This window comes from Aeribacillus sp. FSL K6-1305 (assembly GCF_038050115.1).
Lineage (GTDB): Bacteria > Bacillota > Bacilli > Bacillales > Aeribacillaceae > Aeribacillus > Aeribacillus composti.
On record NZ_JBBOQV010000001.1, the window covers coordinates 1,228,357 to 1,247,053 of the forward strand.

Below are 18,697 nucleotides of genomic sequence, written 5' to 3' on the forward strand. Positions count from 1 at the left end.
ACAGCAACAATATTCATCCTGATTATCAAGAGTATCATTCTCTATAAATAAGGAAAGCGCTCCTCACCTTTGGTAGAGTTTTGTTTGATAAGAACATGACCTACCAAAAAAGGAGCACCTTTAAGGTGAAGTCTACCACACCTATCCACAAAATCAAGACCGAATGTACATCGCAAAATGCAACCAACTTCGGCAAATTCGAAATATTCCTCAAGCACCTCGAAAAATCAAGCCTGAGAAAGCGCTACAGGACTTGCCAGCATCAACGAAACGTCTCGCTGCGGAAGATGCCGCCTGTCGTTACTGGAAATGGTACGTCGATGATGAAGAAGGCATGACGGTCACCTACCAAGCGATCTCCTGGAAGAAGCCTCATCGTGTTGAGATCATTATGCCAAACACAGGTGGTGGATGAAAGCCAGATGCTCTAAATCGTTGATACGGATTTCGATACAAACCAATCGCCACCAACCTCGAGTAGGAGCCGCTCAATTTGTGGCGTTTTTTCAACAAACGATGTTCCATAGGAAATTACATCAAAGAAGCTAAGTGCATGTTTGCCATGGACTGGATTGCGACTTTCGATTTTGAAGCGAATGAACTTGACTTTCTCATCAAACTGTTTTCCAACAACCGCTATGAGCGGTTTAAACAAGATTACTGTGAACCCGTTCATCGAGCATACAGCACTGCTCGGTTTCACTTAGAATTCTTCCGTTGTGCAGCGATGTACGGTACAGCTGTCGAGGAATTCTCAGGTTGATAAAAGATTTTGCCAATCAACAGACCTGGAGGTGAATCGAAACAAAGATCGTCCGGCTAGAATGAGTTTACCACAATTTCGCATAGGAATACCGAAGCTCTTAACAGTCGGGAGAGGGAAGACTAAAGAGTCATGTGATATGATTCAGCGATGCTAACAAATGTACTGTTTGCATACTCTGATATTTCGTCATCTATCATTGTCTACGATGCTGAAAAACACTGAATGATTATTACTATCTAATCCCAATGTTATATTAAGATCATTTCCTTTGATAAACTGATCATAACACAAGTGAAAAGAAAGGGCGATTCATCACACAGCCTATAAAGGTGAGCGACTTCTCGTCAATTTACGTTAAAAAAGGGGCTTATTGTCGGTACGCAATCTTTAGGATCTTTCTTCATTTTCATGTTTATACCCGTCTGCCCAAAATTCGGCATTTTTTACACCCTGTTTTGTAGAATCATAAGTCGGATCAACACCTTGTTTTTTCTGATTTTCATAGTCTTTTAACGCCCTGATGGCCGGTTTATATAATAATACGAGACCGATTAAGTTCACCCATACCATCAATCCTAGTCCGACATCTCCCAAAGTCCATGCGATATCAGATGTCCGAACCGTTCCGTAAAAGACGGCAGCCAAAAAAATTAACTTTAAGACAAGAATCGGTATATTCTTACTTTTTTTCTTAAACAAATATATAATATTTACCTCGGCAATATAATAGTATGCCATTATTGTTGTAAATGCAAAGAAGAATAATGCCACTGCTACAAAGGGGGATCCAAATCCAGGTAGTTGGGAATCGACTGCAATTTGAGTATAAGCAGTACCCACTTCAACAGTTTCTCCAATATTGTTTACAAGCAATGATTTTTGATCAGGCTCATACACATTGTAGGAATTTGTAAACAAAATCATAAAAGCTGTTGCTGAACAGACAAGCAATGTATCAATGTAAATAGAAAATGACTGTACAAGCCCCTGTTTGGCCGGGTGGGAAACTTCGGCAGCACTAGCAGCATGCGGCCCCGTTCCTTGACCAGCTTCATTTGAATAAATCCCACGCTTTACACCCCAAGAAATCGCACTTCCTAAAATCCCTCCGAATAATTGATTAGCTCCAAACGCACTAGAGAAAATTAGTTTAAACACACCAGGAACTGCTTCAATATTCATGATAATAATGATAAGTGAAATAAGTATATATCCGATTGCCATAAAAGGCACTACTAATTGAGCGACGTTGGCGATTCTTTTTACACCGCCAAGAATAATCACTCCCAATAGTACAACTAAAATGATTCCTGTTACGGTCGGATCAACGGAGAATGCTTTTTTAAATCCAGAAGAAATGGCATTTGATTGAACACCCGGCATTAAAACACTCATTGCTACAATCGCAGCCACAGCAAAAACCATTCCGGCCCAACGTCGATTTAACCCTTTTTCAATATAATAAGCCGGTCCTCCGCAGTATATCCCATCCACTTTTTCTTTATAAATTTGGCCAAGTGTCGATTCCACATATGCCGTAGCAGCACCAAAAAAAGCAATTAGCCACATCCAAAATACTGAACCGGGACCACCGTATGCGATCGCAGTAGCAACACCAGCAATATTCCCGGTTCCGACCCGTCCCGATAATGCGATCGACAATGCTTGAAAAGAAGAAATTCCTGACTTGGAACTTTTTCCTTTAAACATTTGCTGAACCATATCTTTGATCAATCGTATTTGAGCAAATTTTGTCATAAATGAAAAAAACACTCCGATTCCAATACAAAATACGATCATCGGCGTACTCCAAAGCCACCCACTCAATGTTTCAATAAAACCATCCAAAAAAAATTCCCCCTTATTTTAATGTTATGAGTAATTATAGCTCAGCATTTATATTTATAATAGATTCTTCATTAATTTTTGTGAAATAACACAAAAAAGAAAATATTTTTGAATTATTTGAAATGAATGTTAGTGCTATGCAACCAATTATCAGGAGGTTGAACATATTTTCTGTGCGACTAGAATTTCCAGAATTTTAAGTCGTTACTTAACATATGTTTGAAACACATTATAATGTTTAAATAGAGAAAAGGTTTTAGCAAGAACGCTGTCCTTTTACGGCTTTTTTCACCACAAATGTTCAGAAAATCTGTGAATTACCCTTATGAAATAAACCGTTGTTTTGAATTGTTTATGTGAAACGATATCGTTGTGTCGATGATCGTGAAATATATAATTGGAGCAGCTCAAAATTCAATTATCAAATACCCCAATCATGGAATACTTTCAGACACTCCATACCTACACATGAGCAGAGGGCACAAATCATAAAATCAAAACAGTAAATGCCTTTGCATACTGGCTATAGAAACCGATGCCGATTTAGAACACGTGGCTTGTTTAGAGTGTACAGGAGAAACGTATAATAAGCAGGTGTCCTAGCCCTCCTTCTTTATCATTTTGTCAAAAAATAGTAAATGGATAGAAAGACGTCAACGAAGGCGATTGACCTCCTCTATTTTTTCATTTACCAGTCTACAAAAAGAAAATACAATCGCATCAATCTTGCTGACTTTAATTGTTAGAGTTGTTTCACAGTCAATGGAGATAAGACAATAAAAAAAGCTTGTAGAGAAAAAATCTTCCTTTCTCTACAAGCTATACAGACAAACACGATGTCAGCTCTTTTTATTTCGATGTAACACTAGAAACAAACTCTGCTAATACTTTCAACTCTTCATCCGTACCTTTAAAGATTCCAGGAGGCATGCTTCCTACGCCTTCTTTAGCAATTTTCGCAACTTCTTCCGGAGACAATCCGTTATCAACTAAAGAAGGCCCAGCCGCTCCGCCTTGCAGGTTATCACCGTGGCAGGAGACGCAGCCTTGTTCCTGAAATATTTTGTATCCTTCCGAATTTGTATCAATTTTAGCTTCCGCTTTAATTTTCCCTTGTTCCTCTTTTAATTCCCAGTCCGTATGCTCAACCGACTCCCATGTTAAATAAACGATGGAAGCTACAGCTAGCAGCATCATTCCTACAGCAACCGGACGCTTATGCGGACGGCGTTCTGGCCCGCGATCCAAAAATGGAGCAAGAAGTAGCGCAGAAAATGCCAGTCCAGGTATTACGATTGCACCGATAACGGTATAAGGACCTGATGCATAAGAATATTTTAAAAGCTGGTATAAAAATAAGAAGTACCAGTCAGGAAGCGGTATGTAACCAGTATCCGTAGGATCTGCAACCCGCTCAAGCGGTGACTGATGGGCAACGGTTAAACATAAAAAGCCAATTAAAAAGACCGCGCCAACTAACCATTCTTTTAAAAGAAAGTTGGGCCAAAAAGCTTCAGTTTTCCCTGGGTATTCGGAGTAGTCTTTCGGTATGTTCGGCTTTCTTTCAGCCGACACACGAGAATCTCCAACGAACTTCATACCTTTTCCGCGATGCATTGTTTCCCCTCCTTTGTTAAGCGGTTCGCCACGAACAACTTACTAAAAAAGAATAAGCCGGATTTTATAGCGGACCTGAAATCCCTTGTTTGCGAATCATTAAGAAGTGCGCTGCCATTAATCCGAATAATGCAGCAGGCAAGAAAAATACATGAATCGCAAAGAAGCGAGTCAATGTTTGCGCACCGACAATTTCGGAATGCCCTGCAAGCAAAATTTTGACGTACTCACCAATAAGCGGTGTCGATTCAGCAATCTGCAAGGTAACTTTTGTCGCAAATAACGCTTTCATGTCCCAAGGCAATAAATAGCCTGTCAAACCTAAACCTAGCATAACGAAGAAAATGAGTACACCGACAATCCAGTTAAGCTCGCGTGGCTTTTTGTATGCTCCTTGGAAAAATACACGTAAAGTATGTAAAAACATCATGACGATGACTAAGCTTGCTCCCCAATGGTGCATACCGCGAACAATTTGCCCGAACGCCACTTCATTTTGCAAATAATAGACAGACTCCCATGCATTTTTAATATCCGGCACGTAATACATCGTTAAAAACATGCCAGACAGCACTTGAATCACTGTAACAAAAAACGTCAAACCCCCAAAGCAGTATACAAATGCTGAGAAGTGATGGGCTGGGTTAACATGTTCGGGAACTTCATGGTCTGCGATATCGCGCCATAAAGGGGTGATATCTAACCGTTCATCAACCCAATCATACAATTTGTTGAGCACTTATTACGCCCCCCCTCTTGGTTTAGCTTTTCCTAAATATAAAAATCCATCTTGAATTTTGTACTCATATTCATCCAGCGGAGCAGAAGGCGGTGTTCCAGGGACATTGTCGCCGTTTTTCTCATACAATCCTCCGTGGCAAGGACAGAAGAACATGTTAGGGTTTGATTTATCCCCGTTCCAGTTTACTGTGCAGCCAAGGTGTTTACAAATTGGAGAAAGTGCAACAATTTCTCCTTTTTCATTTTTATAAACCCACGCGGATTTTGGCTCTTCAGCTTCATGCCACGCGTCCTTCTGTTTAATGGTAAAGTCGACACGTGTCGGTTCTTCTTTAATGTCTGATTCCTTTACATTTGTATTAACAAATTCTCCAGCTGCTTTCGGCTGCAATACAGGATCTACAGCGAAACGAACCATCGGCATGAGCATGCCCGCAGCCATAAAGCCGCCTACACCCGTTAGCGTATAGTTTAAAAATTGACGTCTTGAAACACGGTGTTTATTCTCGCTCATCTTTTTCCCCCCTCTATCTCAAGCTAGTCCATAATGGACATATACAGAAACATATAAAACTAGGACATACTCATGATATATCAATCTTTGTAGAAGGTCAATATAATCATATCGTTAGAAACAAGGGATTGAAAGGGTTTTTAGGTTCGGTTCCAATATTGTAATAAAATGTTCATAATTTGTTCGATTTGGTCCTGAACAACCTTTCGCTTTACATCCTGATCCATATGTTCTATTGGGATTGACGGAATCCATATAAATTCATCACCTTCTTTGCGCCATCTTTCTTCACATGTTAAAAAAATGACATGCTGAAAATGCTGTTTAATCGTATCTTTCCACTTTTTTAACAGTTTATCCAAATCAATGTCGTCATTTTTTAAAGAAACAAACGGAGGCAACAGCATGATCCGCCCCTTTAACTGCCGTTCAAGCTCCTGTGAAACAATTGTAATAAAATCTGCTTTTGACGCATTTCTTTTCAGTTCCTCATCAAAAGATACCGATAGGAAAGGAACAACTGCAGTATCAACGTACTCCCTTGATTGAAGAAAAGAATCGATATCAACCATTTGCCATTTCACTGATTTCAGCCCCTATTTTTTATTTTTCCTTACTCATTATAAAACTGATAAGCAAAATAAAAAAGCAATGCTGTACACATTGCCTAACATCCTAAATTGTTCAATTGTTTTACAAGCTTTCGAAACGCCTCTTCATCGTGAGCATCCAACGCTTCATCAATTAAGCGGAGGAGTTTTTCTTTTTGAAATTTTTTAATTGACTCCTCCAAAATTTTTTCCGCAAGCAGCCGGTCTTTCTCATTTCTTTGCATATCTTTAGGCAAATATGGATTTTCAACTAAAACGGCAGCATATTCCGGGGAACGGTATTGAGCGCGAAAGTTTAACTGGATATACAAGTCTTCATCTTTATTCAAGCGAATATCGTGAAAAGACTTTTCTGCATCTGTTGTCATCACATTTTCTTTATAAAATCTAAACGGAACATCATCCACACAGTGGGTGGACATGACCATTCCCCTCGGACAAAATTTGGCATGCTCTACAAAGTGGACGTTTTCCATTAATGAATCATGGCTCATTAAATAATTTAATATCCATACGCATTCCCGTCTTTTCAACTGATAATGATTTAAAAACCAGCGAATAAATTCTTTCTTCTCGTTAACAGAAACAGGGGCTTTCATCTTTAACCCTCCTCTGCTTTCCATCTAATTCAAAAATTCAACATAGTTGCGTTGAATTCCTTCCAATTCCGCTTAAAAATTGTCCTCCAATTCGAGCAGCATATTTTCATATTCAATGTTGCCTGGATCCAGCTCCAGCGCTTTTTCAAAAAGCTTCCTAGCCTTTGCCCTCTCCCCTTCTTCAAGCAGAAAATAAGCGTAATTCTCCAAAAATTCCGGGTCTGTTTTAAAATTATTATATGCACTTTCATAATGCTTTAATGCCTTTTCGTACTGTTCGGTGCGATGATAAGCGATCGCTAAATTGAAGTCAAAATGAGGATCATATTCTTCATGTCTTTCCACGATTTCCGTCAACATCTCGATCGTTTCCATATATTTGCCTTGGTTTAACAACACTCCTGAAAGTGTTATGATTGCTTCTATATAACCCGGATCCAGCTCCAGCGCTTTTTTTAACAATTTTACTGCATTGTCTACATCTTTGAGCTTTAAGGCAATTTTCCCGCCGAATAAATAAAGCTCTTTATTAAATGGATCCTCCTGCAAACCTTCTTGAACAATTTGAAAACTTTTTTCCACCATCCCTTCCTGTTCATAGCTTTTGGCCAAATATAAATATAGTGAGTGGTAGGTAGAGTCCAATTCCTTTATTCGTTCAAATTGTGCAATCGCTGTTTTTGTCTGGCCTGCATTTAAAGCTGTCATCCCATAAGCGAAATATGTGTCCAAATCCTCTTCTTCCACCGCTTTCTCAAAATAAGCAAGGGCTTCTTCAAATTCACCGCAAGCAGATAAAGACTCGCCTATTCGTTTATGAATATTTACATTCATTATATTTTCAAATTCCTCTAGGACTACTCTATAAAAGTCGATTGCTTGACGATATTTTCCGAGATGAAAATAATGCTCGGCTAATGCGAAATCAATTACTTTCTCTTCAGGCAATCTTCTCTTTGCTTCCTTCAGCTTTTGTTCGCTGACTTCATATAAGCCTTGCAATTGATACAAATCAGCCATAAGAAGAAGGGCTTGCGGATATGATTCATCTTCTTGATCAATTTCATTCAGCAGATCAATCGCTTTTTCTTCATCGTCAAGCTCAATGTATATTTCCGCCAAAAAAAGAGTGATGGCAGATTCATCAGGGTATAGCTGCGACAGCTCCTCAGCTATTTTTAACGCTTCATCTGTCCTGCCCCATTGAAAATATTTTTCCGCAAGCTCAAACTTTTCTTCATCATTTAACTCTTTTTCAATGGATGAAAGTTTTTTCAATCCTTTTTCCACTTGGCCGCTTTCAACTAATTGAACGGCTTCGCTCATTTTTTTATTCAACCTAAAACTCCCCTTCTAAATTCAGTACTTGTTTATTGGCTGCGAATAAATATTGAAGCGTCCTGGTGCATTCAGCTGCACTTCTTTTCCGAACCCTGGTTTATAAAATATTTGTTCTCCTGCTTTCAAAACGCTTCCGTTGTGAACGATCACTTCTGGGTTATGATTATAATAATCTAGATAATTATTTTCTTCAACTAAATCGATCATCCGAAATAAATTATAATCAACATTGCTTCCGCTTAAAATTTCGCCGCGAATCGGATAAAGACCGATTTTCATTAATGCTTCTTTCGTAAGTGGGACACCGTTTTCAGGACATTCTTCCAATGATGGCAATTTATATTTTTTTACAATTTGCTGCCATTTGCTTTTCAACTGATGGAAGATGGATTGATCTTCTGAAGAAAAATGGGGAAAAATTGGAGTTTGCTTTGGAAATAAAGTCTCACGAATCCATTCCCATGGAACATCATCAAGCTCAGCAATCTGCTTAATTTCCACGATAATCACAGTAATTTTTTCTCTTTTTAGCATTCTGATGATTGAAGGGGTCAGCCGTTCGATTGGGATTTTTGCAGCGATCGCATAATCGATCGGCGAATTCATCATCACTTTGCGAATATGTTTTTTCTTTTCATCCCATTGTCTTTCAAACGGCAAATCAACAGCAGCAATTAAAAAAGTGCAGCCTTTTTGGATCAAATTCTTCACATATAATTTGAATGAATGGCTTTGGTCTAAATGTTGAATGTTTTGGTCAAGCATGACAAAGCCCGGTGTCATGAAATAGGGCGATCCATCCATTTTCATAAATCGAAACTGATCTAATTGCTTTTCTTTAAAACGAAACTCATTTCCGTCAACGAGTATTGAGCGCGTCACAATTTGATTGTCTTCCATTAAACGAATTTGATCAATAATATATGCCATTTTCCCACCTCAATAGCTTTTTTAGACAAGCTATGAAAAGGTTGATAAAAATATGACAAAAACCATCTGACAAACTCAGATGGTTTTGGAAAGCAAATTCAAATGGTCAAAAAAAGCAGGATAGGATACACTGACTGCCTCGTGCTGCATTAATTCCACAGGTTCTTCACAAATAGTGCTGGCAATCGCGAGCATCATGCCGATGCGGTGATCTCCATGGCTGGAAACATTCGTTCCTCCTTTCAACTTTGTTTTTCCGTGAATGATCATTCCATCGTTTGTAGCTTCAATATCCGCGCCAAGCTTTTTCAGCTCGCCGACAACTGTATCAATTCTATTTGTTTCTTTTACCTTTAATTCTTCGGCGTCTTTAATAACTGTCGTTCCTTCAGCCTGTGTCGCAAGAAGGGCAATGATCGGAATTTCATCAATCAGTCTCGGAATCAGCTCTCCTGAAATTTCGGTTCCTTTTAACTCAGATGTCCTGATCGATATATCAGCCATCGGTTCGGCAGAATCTAATGTAGGTATAATTTCGATCTCTGCACCCATATTTTCTAAAACATCTAAAATCCCTGTTCTTGTTGGGTTAATGCCGACATTTTTCAGCTTGATCGAACTGTCCGGAACAATGGCTCCCGCAACAAGGAAAAAAGCAGCGGAAGAAATGTCACCAGGCACATAAATATTGGCGCCTTTTAATGTTTGTCCTCCCTCTACCGAAACGGTCAAATTTTGTTTTTTCACATGGACGCCAAAGGCTGACAAAAGACGTTCCGTATGATCTCTTGATTGATACGGCTCCTCAACTGTTGTGGTTCCATCTGCTTGAAGACCTGCAAGCAAAATCGATGACTTCACTTGAGCACTCGCTACTGGGGATTTGTAATAAATGCTCTTTAAATTCCCGCCGCGCAAAGACAGCGGGGTAAAAGATCCGTTATTCCGTCCATCAATATGAGCTCCCATTTGTCTTAAAGGAGCTGTTACACGATCCATCGGTCTTTTCGCAATTGACTCATCACCAATAATGCATGCATGAAAAGGACGTCCCGCTAAAATGCCCAGTATTAATCTTGTCGTGGTGCCTGAGTTCCCAACATTTAAAATATTGACAGGTTCTTTCAGTCCGGAAAATCCTTTCCCTTCAATTGTTACATTCGTTCCTTCCTGTTTGATCGACACCCCCATCTCTTTGAAGCATGAAATGGTGCTTAAGCAATCCTCTCCAGTTAAAAAGTTTTGAATAGTTGTTTTTCCTTCCGCAATTGCCCCAAACATAACCGCCCTATGGGAGATCGATTTATCGCCGGGAACTTCAATAGTTCCGTTCAGCGAATGTTTTTTTGTCAAGACAAGCCCTTGATTCATATCTGTATCACCCCAACTACAGTATATATGTTTCATAATTCGTGTAGCGATCAATGCATTGTTTCGCCTTCATCCGGTCTTCATCCGACTGAAAGCTGATGCGCAAAACACCAAAAATTTCTTCACGCGTTTCTAAAATTCGAATATTTGTTATGCTAATTTCCTCTTTTGCTAAATAACCGGTAATTTCAGAAATAACCCCCGGATAATCCGGAACATCGACATAAAGGTCATAAAAGGACGGAATGGCTCCTTTTTCCCTTTCAGGCAATCCGTCTCGATATGTCTTCGCTTTTTCAAAATATGTATAAAGCTGTTCTTTATCGAGCTTCTCAATGAATTGTTTAATTTGCTTCATTTCTTGAATCCATTCATCAAATAACTTGATTAATACATCATGGTTGTGAACAATAATATCGCGCCACATAACCGGGTTGCTTGACGCAATTCGGGTAATGTCGCGAAATCCTCCGGCCGCAAGCCGCTTAATAATTGGAAACATTTCTTCTTTCTTTTCTGCCTGATGGACGAGGCTTGCCGCGATTAAATGCGGAAAATGGCTAATGACCCCGGTAATGGAATCATGTTCTTCAGGTGTCATGACAATAAATTGCGCTTTTGTTCCCTTTAAAAGCTTTTTTAATTGTTCTATTTTTTCCTTACGTTCGTTGCTGCCAGGCGTTAAAATATAAAACGCATTTTCAAATAAATGAGTTTTCGCTGCCGCAACGCCTGATTTATGTGAGCCCGCCATTGGGTGACCGCCAATAAATGTTACTGTTTTCGGCAAAGAAAAGCTCGCATGATCGACAATTTTTTTCTTTGTGCTGCCGACATCAGTGATAATGACTCCTTCTTTCAAGCTTAGCTCTCCCAAAAACGTTAAAACGTTCAATGTTTGTTCAACGGGAGTTGAAATAATAATAACGTCCGCTGATTCAGCGCCTTCCTTAATAGATTCTGCTGATTGATCAATGATTCCCAATTTTTTTGCCATTTGCACTTGATCATTTTTTATATCATATCCGACCAATTGAACCGATGGGTGTTCTTTCTTAATTGCACGTGAAATCGATCCGCCGATTAAGCCAAGACCAATGATAAAAACTTTTTCCACAAAAAACCACCTGTTTCTGCTTTTTGGTAAAAAAAGAGGTGAGCGTTCACCTCTTTTAGGAAAGTAGTTCCTTTAAAGTTTGAATCAGTGCTTCATTTTCCTCTTCTGTTCCGACAGTAATTCTCAGCGATGTCGGAAATCCGAGAGCTTTTCCTGACCGGACGATGAATCCTTTTTCAAGCAGCTGTTGAAAAAGCTCATCCGCATCCCTTTGAAAATCTATTAAAATAAAGTTCGTTTGCGAAGGGAAGTACTCAAGACCAAATTGTTCACAAAAATCATAGTATTGTTTGAGCCCTTCCCGGTTCAATTTTTTGCAGGTTTCGATAAAAGTTTGATCGTTTAGCGCTGCAATAGCAGCCTTTTGTCCAAGACGATTTGTATTAAAAGGTTCCCTTGCCGGCTCAATTAAGCGGATGAGTTCTTCATTTCCAATTCCATATCCTACTCGGAGTGCAGCTAGGCCGTATGCTTTTGAGAACGTCCGTAAAATTAATAGATTTGGAAATTGATCCAATAAGGCGACTGAATTTGGATAATCTTCCGCCGTCACATATTCGTAATACGCTTCATCAGATACGACAAGGACATCCTTCGGCACTTTGTTTAAAAAATTAATAAGCTCTTCTTCACTTATGTAAACTCCTGTAGGGTTATTCGGATTGCATAACCATACAATTTTTGTTTTGGAATCAATAGAGTCTGCCATTTTATCCAAATTGTGCCGCCCATCTACAAGTTCAATTTCACGAATTTCGGCATTTTCGATCACCGCATTATGCCGGTATTGGGAAAATGACGGTGACGCCATTACGGTATTGAAGCCTTCGCTCAAAAGTGAACGTGACAGAATTTGTATAATATTATCTGATCCGTTTCCGAAAATGAGCTGATTTTCTTTTACGCCTACATGCTTTGCCACCTGTTTTCGCAGCTCTGCACTATAGCCGTCAGGATAGATCGCAAGAGATTCAAGCTCTTCTTGTATCGCTTGTTTCACTTTATCAGAACAACCGTACGGGTTTTCGTTTGATGCAAGCTTGATCACCTTTGTTAGACCAAACTGTTCTTTTACTTGTTCAATTGGTTTTCCAGGTTCGTATGGTTTCAGCGACTTTAACTGTTCTTTTACCTCCAACCTTAACACCTCTTTCATCCCCTAATGGAGCAAACCGTCAATAAACCTTTCAAATTCCTGTAACCCGCTCTGTTTTGTATTCGCATTTGTGAGAAGCGGAATAAGCTTTTCAATTTGTTTAACAATCGCACTGCCCACAACGACGCCGTCACTTATTTTGAAAAATTTTTTTACATGCTCATTCGACGAAATGCCAAACCCGACAGCCACCGGAACTTCCGCATACTTCTTTACATGAGAGATAAAATCAGAAACGCGCTCATCAAATGATTGGCGTTCACCAGTCACCCCGAGAGATGAAACACAATATAAAAATCCTGCGGCGTTTTCAGCAATTTTTTTTATTCGATTGTAGGAAGTAGGAGCAACCATAGAGATAAAATAAATCCCATGCTCGTCACATTTTTTTCGCATCCATCCGCTTTCTTCGAACGGGAGATCAGGAATGAGAAGTCCTTCTAATCGATTTTTCTCCATTAAAGTAAAAAAGTATTTTTCTCCTAATTGTAGCACAGGATTGAAATAAGTAAAGAGAATGATCGGAATTTTTAAACCTCTTTCTTTCATTTTATATGCTAATTCCATCGCCTTTTCAATATTCATTCCATTTCTTCTTGCCCGGATGGATGCCTGTTGAATAACGGGGCCGTCAGCAAGCGGGTCCGAATAGGGAACGCCAAGCTCAATGGCTGACGCCCCGCATTTTTCTAAAGTAAGGGCGAGATCAATGGTCAACTCTTCATTCGGATCTCCAGCTGTAATAAAAGGAATAAAAAGCTTGTCAAACTGTTGAAACATGCTTTTGTTAGAAACCATTTTCAACTCCCCCTTTCGTTTTCATCAAAGTGTGAACATCTTTATCGCCCCGTCCGGACAAACAAATTAAAATTGACTGTTCATTTGATAAAGTTTTTGCTACTTCAATTCCTTTTGCAACGGCATGAGCAGATTCAATTGCGGCTAATATTCCTTCTGTTTTCGCCAATGTTTCGAGTGCTGCAATCGCCTCTTCATCTGTCACAGATTCATAAACGACACGCCCTATTTTTGCTAAATAAGCATGCTCCGGACCGACACCCGGATAATCGAGGCCGGCAGAAATCGAATAAGGCTCAATAATTTCACCGTATTGATTTTGCAATAAGTACGTCATCGAACCGTGAATAACGCCTTTCGTCCCCTTTGTAATTGTTGCCGCATGTTCACCCGTTTCCACTCCTTTTCCTCCTGCCTCCACTCCAATAAGCTTTACATCTTCTTCTAAAAACGGTGTAAACATCCCGATCGCATTGCTTCCTCCGCCCACACAAGCTATGACAACATCCGGCAGCTTGCCAAACTCGTTGAAAAACTGCTCTTTCGCTTCATCTCCAATGATCCGCTGGAATTCTCTTACCATCATCGGATATGGATGCGGACCGACAGCTGAGCCCATTAAATAAAAATGGTCTTCACAATGCTGAACCCAATATCGGATCGCCTCATTCACAGCGTCTTTTAATGTTTTATTTCCGCTTGTAACAGGCACTACTTCAGCACCTAGCAGCTGCATCCGAAAAACGTTGAGGCGCTGTCTATCGATGTCTTCTTCTCCCATAAATACTTTACAGTCCATGCCAAATTTCGCAGCGACAGTTGCTGATGCTACACCGTGCTGTCCGGCACCTGTTTCAGCAATAAGCTTCTTTTTTCCCATTCTTTTCGAAAGAAGCGCTTGACCAATGGCATTATTGATCTTATGGGCACCAGTATGGTTGAGATCCTCCCGTTTTAAAAAAATGTTTGCTCCCCCGACATGTTTTGTTAATTGGTCTGCAAATGTTAAAGCGGTCGGTCTGCCGGAATATTTTTGCAGCATTTGATGATATTGCTGTTGAAAAGAAGAATCACTTAATGCATCCTTTAATGCTTCTTCTAATTCATACAACGGCTTCATTAACGTTTCTGGTACATATTTTCCTCCAAATTCTCCAAACCTGCCATATTCATCAGGATATTTCATCAGCCTTTCACCTTCTCTATTAATTTTGCTATTTTTTCGACATCTTTTTTTTCATTTGTTTCAACACCGCTTGCAACATCAATGTTTTCAGCGCCTTTTTCAAGCAGCTCTGTTATGTTTTCAGGTGTAATGCCGCCCGCAATAAAACAAAGCTTCCGGTGATTTTTCGCCCATATTATATAATCAGACACATTTGACCAGTCAAAAGCAACGCCTGTTCCGCCCCACATTCCTTTCACACGGCTGTCAATCACATATCCATCCACCCAACGCGAAAATTTTTCCATTTCCTCTATCACATGTTCATGATGAGGAAGAGCTTTCCAAACAGAAAGACCGAACTTTTCCTTTACCTGTTTTACAAATTCTTCATCTTCATCGCCATGCAGCTGTATGCAGTCTAATTCGACCGCTGCTAGCACATCCTCTAAAAATTGAATCGTCGGATGAACAAATACGCCTACTAGTTTTGGACGCATTTCTTTTGGAAAAGCTTCCATCCACCTGCCGACATCATTTGCCTTCACCTGCCGTCTGCTTTCAGAGGAAAAGATAAAGCCGATATAATCGGCTCCTTGATTGATGGAAACGGCTGTATCTTCAAATGTGCGGTTGCCGCAAATTTTGACGAGTCTCACTTTACACTCTCCTTAAACAGCTCATAAATTCCTTGTTCCGGGTCTTTTTTCCGCATGAGCGACTCCCCGACAAGCACGCCTTTTGCTCCATATTCATACACCGTTTGCAAATCTGCCATCGTGCTTATGCCGCTTTCACTGATCAATAAAATATCTTTCGGCACATATTTTTGAATCGTTTCCAGATGATGAATATCCGTATGAAAGGTTGTTAAATCCCTGTTGTTCACCCCTAGTATATTCGGCACAAATATATCTAGTATTCTTTCAAGAGTCTCGACAGAATGGACCTCCACCAGCACATCCAGCTCTAAGCTGACCGCTTCATCCCAAAGCTCCTTTAATTTTTTTGGCGGAAGAGCCTCCCCGATTAACAAAATGGCATCCGCTCCGATCCATTTCGATTCATACACTTGCTTTTTATCGATAATAAAATCTTTGCGCAAAACAGGAAGTTTCACCTTTTCTTTAATTTCAGACAAAAATGCGGTTGACCCTTGAAAAAACTTTTGATCGGTTAAAACAGATAAGCAGTCTGCCTTCCCTCTCTCATATTTTTTTGCAATATCGACAGGATCGAAATCTTCACGAATGACACCTTTGGACGGCGATGCCTTCTTCACTTCCGCAATGAGCCCAAGAAAACGGTTCGGGTTTTGAAGAGCAGCGAAAAATGATCTTTTTTCGAATGTTTTTTGGTCTAATTGCGTCAAATCAAGCTCTTTCACTTCTTGTTCTTTAGCTCTTATGATCGTATCAAGCATAGCTCTCTTCCTTTCGGATGGCCAATCTCTTTAATTGCTGATAGGCGGTCCCGTCTTTTATGGCTGTTAAAGCCATCTGTACCCCTTCAGAAATGTTTTTTGCTTTTCCTGCTACGTAAAGAGCTGCAGCCGAATTTAATGCTACAATGTTCTTCACGCTTTCATTTCCTTTATTTTTCAGTACTTCCTCTATCATTTTAGCACTTTCTTTCGCATCTGAGACTTGTATTTCTTCAAGCTTCCCTCGATTCATTCCAAATTGCTCCGGAGAAATCGTATATTTTGTTATGTTCCCATCTTTTAGTTCTACGACATCCGTTTCATCACTGATCGAAATTTCATCTAATCCGTCCCTTCCTGATACTAACAGCACATGCTCTGAACGGAAATGTTTTAATGTTTCAGCCATTTTCTCCGCATGCTCCAATGATGAAACGCCAAGCACTTGTCGTTTTGTATTGGCCGGATTAGCCAGCGGCCCGAGCAAATTAAAAATCGTTCGGAATCCCACTTCTTTTCTTGCTTTGGCAACATGCTTCATCGATGAATGATAGAGAGGAGCAAACAAGAAGCTCATATTCGTTTCTTCCAGGCTTCTTCTTGCTTCTTCAGGCGTTGTTTGGATTGGGATGTTTAAACATTCGAGCACATCAGCGCTGCCGCTTCTTGAAGAAACAGCGCGGTTTCCGTGTTTTGCGACTTTCACTCCCAACGATGAAGCAACAATGGCAGATGCGGTTGAAATGTTAAAAGTTGATGCTCCATCTCCGCCCGTTCCGCAAGTATCAACTGCATTTTCAAATCCTTCAAGCTGAGTCATATTTTCCTTCATCGCTTTCACAAATCCCGTCATCTCTTCGACCGTTTCGCCGCGAAATCGTAAAATAGTGATGAGACTGGCAATTTGACTGTCCGGAACCTTTCCTTCCATGATTTTTTTCATAATATCTTCTGCTTCAGATGCTGAAAGAGTCTCACCATTAATGCACTTCTCCAATATATGCTTCATGCCCTCTTCCTCCCTTTTTCTAAAAACAATTGTTCTGCTAATTCGATCGTTTGAATGAGCGCACTCGCTTTGTTTCTTGTTTCTTCCCATTCTTTTAAAGGAACAGAATCGGCAACGATCCCAGCCCCCGCCTGGACATATGCCTTCTGATTGCTCAGCGTGATCGTCCGAATTGTGATGCATGAATCAATGCTTCCATCGAAGCTGATGTATGCAACAGTCCCCGCATAGCTCCCCCTGGCAGTCGGCTCCAGCTCATGAATAATTTCCATCGCGCGTATTTTTGGGGCGCCTGAAACGGTTCCGGCTGGAAAAGCCGAAATTAATGCATCAATCGGATGAATGCTTTTTCTCAATTTTCCTCTCACTTTTGAAATGAGATGGATAACATGTGAAAAATAAGCTGCATCCAGAAGTACAGGTGTTTTGACCGTCCCGTATTCAGCAACTCGGCCGATATCATTTCTTGCTAAATCAACAAGCATATAATGCTCCGCTAGTTCTTTTTCATCCTGCAGCAATTGACGAACGAGTCTTCTATCTTCTTCCTTTGTTTTGCCCCGCTTTCTCGTGCCGGCAATAGGATGAATTTCAACATAATCGTCGCGAACATGAATCAATCTTTCCGGTGAACTGCCGATAAGCTCTTGGTTTGATAGTTTTATATAAAATAAATAAGGGGAAGGATTGATAATTCTTAAAATTCGATACAATTGCAGACCGGTTACCGATACTTGTTTTTCAAAGCGCTGCGAAAGAACTCCTTGAAATATATCGCCAGAACGAATATATTCCTTCATTTTTTCTACATGATCCAAAAATTGTTCTTTTGTATAATTCGATTCAAATCCGGCGAAAGAAACCGGTTCTTTGTTTGACGGGATGAAAATATTTCCTTCCGGCTTGACGTTTTTTAATTCATTGCGATATTGAAAAATGCGTTCCTTTCCCGCCTCAAATATTTGCTTCAGCTCTTGCTCGCTTTCGTTTCCTTCTAGCTCTCTATAATGAATAAATGTCAGCAGTTTTTCCTTGTGGCTATATGCAATGACCGTTTGGCAAATGACCAGTTCACATACAGAATGGGTTCTGTCAGCATGACGATGAGCTGGAATTTTTTCAAATAGGCTGACCGCATCATAATCGATTTTTCCGACAGCTCCGCCTGAAAACGGCACATCGATCGCCACTTTTTTTACATTGAAGCTTACCGTCATTCTATGAAACAATGCTGATAACGAAACATCTTTGTCCATGACCATCTGTTTTCGATTTTGCAGCTGGAACGTTCCATTTTCTTCCTTGATAAAATACATCGGCTCAAGACCGATAAACGAGAAGTTGGACCAGTTCGACTCGCTGTCATTGCTTTCTAAAATATAACAAGCATCGGTTTGCAGCGTTTGAAATATTTGGATAGGTGTCAGCATATCGACATGATATTGCTCGATAATGGGAACCGTCTTATATTTGCGGCAATCCTGCAAAAAATCTTGAAAGGTTGTTGCCATTGAAGTACTCACTCCTCCAAAGTATTTGGAGAATGAGTCATAGAGGATCGTTTTTGAGGGATGAAATTGATAATAAAAATGCCCAAAAACATTACGTTTTTGGGCAGTCGATCAATCTATCTTCCTAAACCACTCATCTATTACTTCCTCGACTCATTCTCAACTACCCTTAACTAAACT

At 40.0% G+C, this 18,697-nt stretch carries 19 protein-coding genes; 1 reads left to right on the plus strand and 18 read right to left on the minus strand.

Going from position 1 to position 18,697, the window contains the following annotated elements:
• Positions 1-163: 163 nt before the first annotated feature.
• Positions 164-415 (plus strand): hypothetical protein, encoded by a 252-nt coding sequence (locus NST97_RS05820; RefSeq protein ID WP_341343023.1) that lies wholly within the window; start codon positions 164-166, stop codon positions 413-415.
• Between the two features lie 12 nt (positions 416-427).
• Here NST97_RS05820 and NST97_RS05825 read toward each other — a convergent pair whose 3' ends face one another.
• The 18 genes from NST97_RS05825 to trpE form a co-directional block, all read right to left on the minus strand.
• The gene (locus NST97_RS05825; protein ID WP_341343024.1) at positions 428-703 is read right to left on the minus strand and encodes a hypothetical protein; all 276 of its coding nucleotides are present in this window, start codon (positions 701-703) and stop codon (positions 428-430) included.
• Between the two features lie 450 nt (positions 704-1,153).
• A complete protein-coding gene (locus tag NST97_RS05835) occupies positions 1,154-2,614 on the minus strand; it encodes an alanine/glycine:cation symporter family protein (RefSeq protein ID WP_063388566.1) in 1,461 nt (486 codons plus the stop codon).
• An 849-nt stretch (positions 2,615-3,463) separates the two neighbouring features.
• Positions 3,464-4,231 (minus strand): menaquinol-cytochrome c reductase cytochrome b/c subunit, encoded by a 768-nt coding sequence (locus NST97_RS05840; protein WP_341343025.1) that lies wholly within the window; start codon positions 4,229-4,231, stop codon positions 3,464-3,466.
• A 64-nt stretch (positions 4,232-4,295) separates the two neighbouring features.
• Positions 4,296-4,970: a menaquinol-cytochrome c reductase cytochrome b subunit gene (qcrB, locus tag NST97_RS05845; RefSeq protein ID WP_063388568.1), complete on the minus strand. Its 675-nt coding sequence runs from the start codon at positions 4,968-4,970 to the stop codon at positions 4,296-4,298.
• Positions 4,971-4,973: 3 nt separating this feature from the next.
• Positions 4,974-5,486 carry a QcrA and Rieske domain-containing protein gene (locus NST97_RS05850; RefSeq protein WP_063388569.1) on the minus strand — a complete coding sequence of 171 codons (513 nt, stop codon included), beginning with the start codon at positions 5,484-5,486 and terminating at the stop codon, positions 4,974-4,976.
• Between the two features lie 140 nt (positions 5,487-5,626).
• Positions 5,627-6,070, minus strand: a complete 444-nt coding sequence (locus NST97_RS05855; RefSeq protein ID WP_341343026.1) for a YpiF family protein — start codon at positions 6,068-6,070, stop codon at positions 5,627-5,629.
• A gap of 83 nt (positions 6,071-6,153) precedes the next feature.
• A complete protein-coding gene (locus NST97_RS05860; RefSeq protein ID WP_066251907.1) occupies positions 6,154-6,696 on the minus strand; it encodes a ReoY family proteolytic degradation factor in 543 nt (180 codons plus the stop codon).
• A gap of 72 nt (positions 6,697-6,768) precedes the next feature.
• Positions 6,769-8,034, minus strand: a complete 1,266-nt coding sequence (locus NST97_RS05865) for a tetratricopeptide repeat protein (protein ID WP_066251910.1) — start codon at positions 8,032-8,034, stop codon at positions 6,769-6,771.
• 21 nt (positions 8,035-8,055) lie between these two features.
• Positions 8,056-8,967 (minus strand): hypothetical protein, encoded by a 912-nt coding sequence (locus NST97_RS05870; RefSeq protein WP_327848137.1) that lies wholly within the window; start codon positions 8,965-8,967, stop codon positions 8,056-8,058.
• A gap of 75 nt (positions 8,968-9,042) precedes the next feature.
• Positions 9,043-10,338 carry a 3-phosphoshikimate 1-carboxyvinyltransferase gene (gene aroA, locus NST97_RS05875; RefSeq protein ID WP_066251919.1) on the minus strand — a complete coding sequence of 432 codons (1,296 nt, stop codon included), beginning with the start codon at positions 10,336-10,338 and terminating at the stop codon, positions 9,043-9,045.
• Between the two features lie 16 nt (positions 10,339-10,354).
• A complete protein-coding gene (locus NST97_RS05880; protein ID WP_066251922.1) occupies positions 10,355-11,455 on the minus strand; it encodes a prephenate dehydrogenase in 1,101 nt (366 codons plus the stop codon).
• Positions 11,456-11,510: 55 nt separating this feature from the next.
• Positions 11,511-12,593 carry a histidinol-phosphate transaminase gene (gene hisC / locus NST97_RS05885; RefSeq protein ID WP_066251925.1) on the minus strand — a complete coding sequence of 361 codons (1,083 nt, stop codon included), beginning with the start codon at positions 12,591-12,593 and terminating at the stop codon, positions 11,511-11,513.
• 21 nt (positions 12,594-12,614) lie between these two features.
• Positions 12,615-13,409 carry a tryptophan synthase subunit alpha gene (gene trpA / locus NST97_RS05890; protein WP_420534700.1) on the minus strand — a complete coding sequence of 265 codons (795 nt, stop codon included), beginning with the start codon at positions 13,407-13,409 and terminating at the stop codon, positions 12,615-12,617.
• A complete protein-coding gene (gene trpB / locus NST97_RS05895) occupies positions 13,399-14,595 on the minus strand; it encodes a tryptophan synthase subunit beta (RefSeq protein WP_412674490.1) in 1,197 nt (398 codons plus the stop codon). The genes trpA and trpB overlap by 11 nt, the downstream gene beginning before the upstream one ends.
• Positions 14,595-15,233 carry a phosphoribosylanthranilate isomerase gene (locus tag NST97_RS05900; RefSeq protein WP_117016815.1) on the minus strand — a complete coding sequence of 213 codons (639 nt, stop codon included), beginning with the start codon at positions 15,231-15,233 and terminating at the stop codon, positions 14,595-14,597. The genes trpB and NST97_RS05900 overlap by 1 nt, the downstream gene beginning before the upstream one ends.
• Positions 15,230-15,997 carry an indole-3-glycerol phosphate synthase TrpC gene (gene trpC / locus NST97_RS05905; RefSeq protein WP_130156178.1) on the minus strand — a complete coding sequence of 256 codons (768 nt, stop codon included), beginning with the start codon at positions 15,995-15,997 and terminating at the stop codon, positions 15,230-15,232. Before trpC ends, NST97_RS05900 begins: the two co-directional genes overlap by 4 nt.
• Positions 15,990-17,006, minus strand: coding sequence for an anthranilate phosphoribosyltransferase (gene trpD, locus NST97_RS05910; RefSeq protein WP_063388580.1), 1,017 nt, complete (start codon positions 17,004-17,006; stop codon positions 15,990-15,992). The genes trpC and trpD overlap by 8 nt, the downstream gene beginning before the upstream one ends.
• Positions 17,003-18,517, minus strand: coding sequence for an anthranilate synthase component I (gene trpE, locus NST97_RS05915; protein WP_341343027.1), 1,515 nt, complete (start codon positions 18,515-18,517; stop codon positions 17,003-17,005). Before trpE ends, trpD begins: the two co-directional genes overlap by 4 nt.
• Between the last annotated feature and the right edge of the window lie 180 nt (positions 18,518-18,697).

Coding starts and splice junctions, on each gene's coding strand:
- NST97_RS05870 (WP_327848137.1), bottom strand. CDS start 8,967: ATGGCATATATTATTGATCAAATTCGTTTAATGGAAGACAATCAAATT.
- NST97_RS05840 (WP_341343025.1), bottom strand. CDS start 4,231: ATGCATCGCGGAAAAGGTATGAAGTTCGTTGGAGATTCTCGTGTGTCG.
- aroA (WP_066251919.1), bottom strand. CDS start 10,338: ATGAATCAAGGGCTTGTCTTGACAAAAAAACATTCGCTGAACGGAACT.
- trpC (WP_130156178.1), bottom strand. CDS start 15,997: ATGCTTGATACGATCATAAGAGCTAAAGAACAAGAAGTGAAAGAGCTT.
- trpB (WP_412674490.1), bottom strand. CDS start 14,595: ATGAAATATCCTGATGAATATGGCAGGTTTGGAGAATTTGGAGGAAAA.
- NST97_RS05850 (WP_063388569.1), bottom strand. CDS start 5,486: ATGAGCGAGAATAAACACCGTGTTTCAAGACGTCAATTTTTAAACTAT.
- NST97_RS05860 (WP_066251907.1), bottom strand. CDS start 6,696: ATGAAAGCCCCTGTTTCTGTTAACGAGAAGAAAGAATTTATTCGCTGG.
- trpE (WP_341343027.1), bottom strand. CDS start 18,517: ATGGCAACAACCTTTCAAGATTTTTTGCAGGATTGCCGCAAATATAAG.
- NST97_RS05820 (WP_341343023.1), top strand. CDS start 164: ATGTACATCGCAAAATGCAACCAACTTCGGCAAATTCGAAATATTCCT.
- trpD (WP_063388580.1), bottom strand. CDS start 17,006: ATGAAGCATATATTGGAGAAGTGCATTAATGGTGAGACTCTTTCAGCA.
- trpA (WP_420534700.1), bottom strand. CDS start 13,409: ATGGTTTCTAACAAAAGCATGTTTCAACAGTTTGACAAGCTTTTTATT.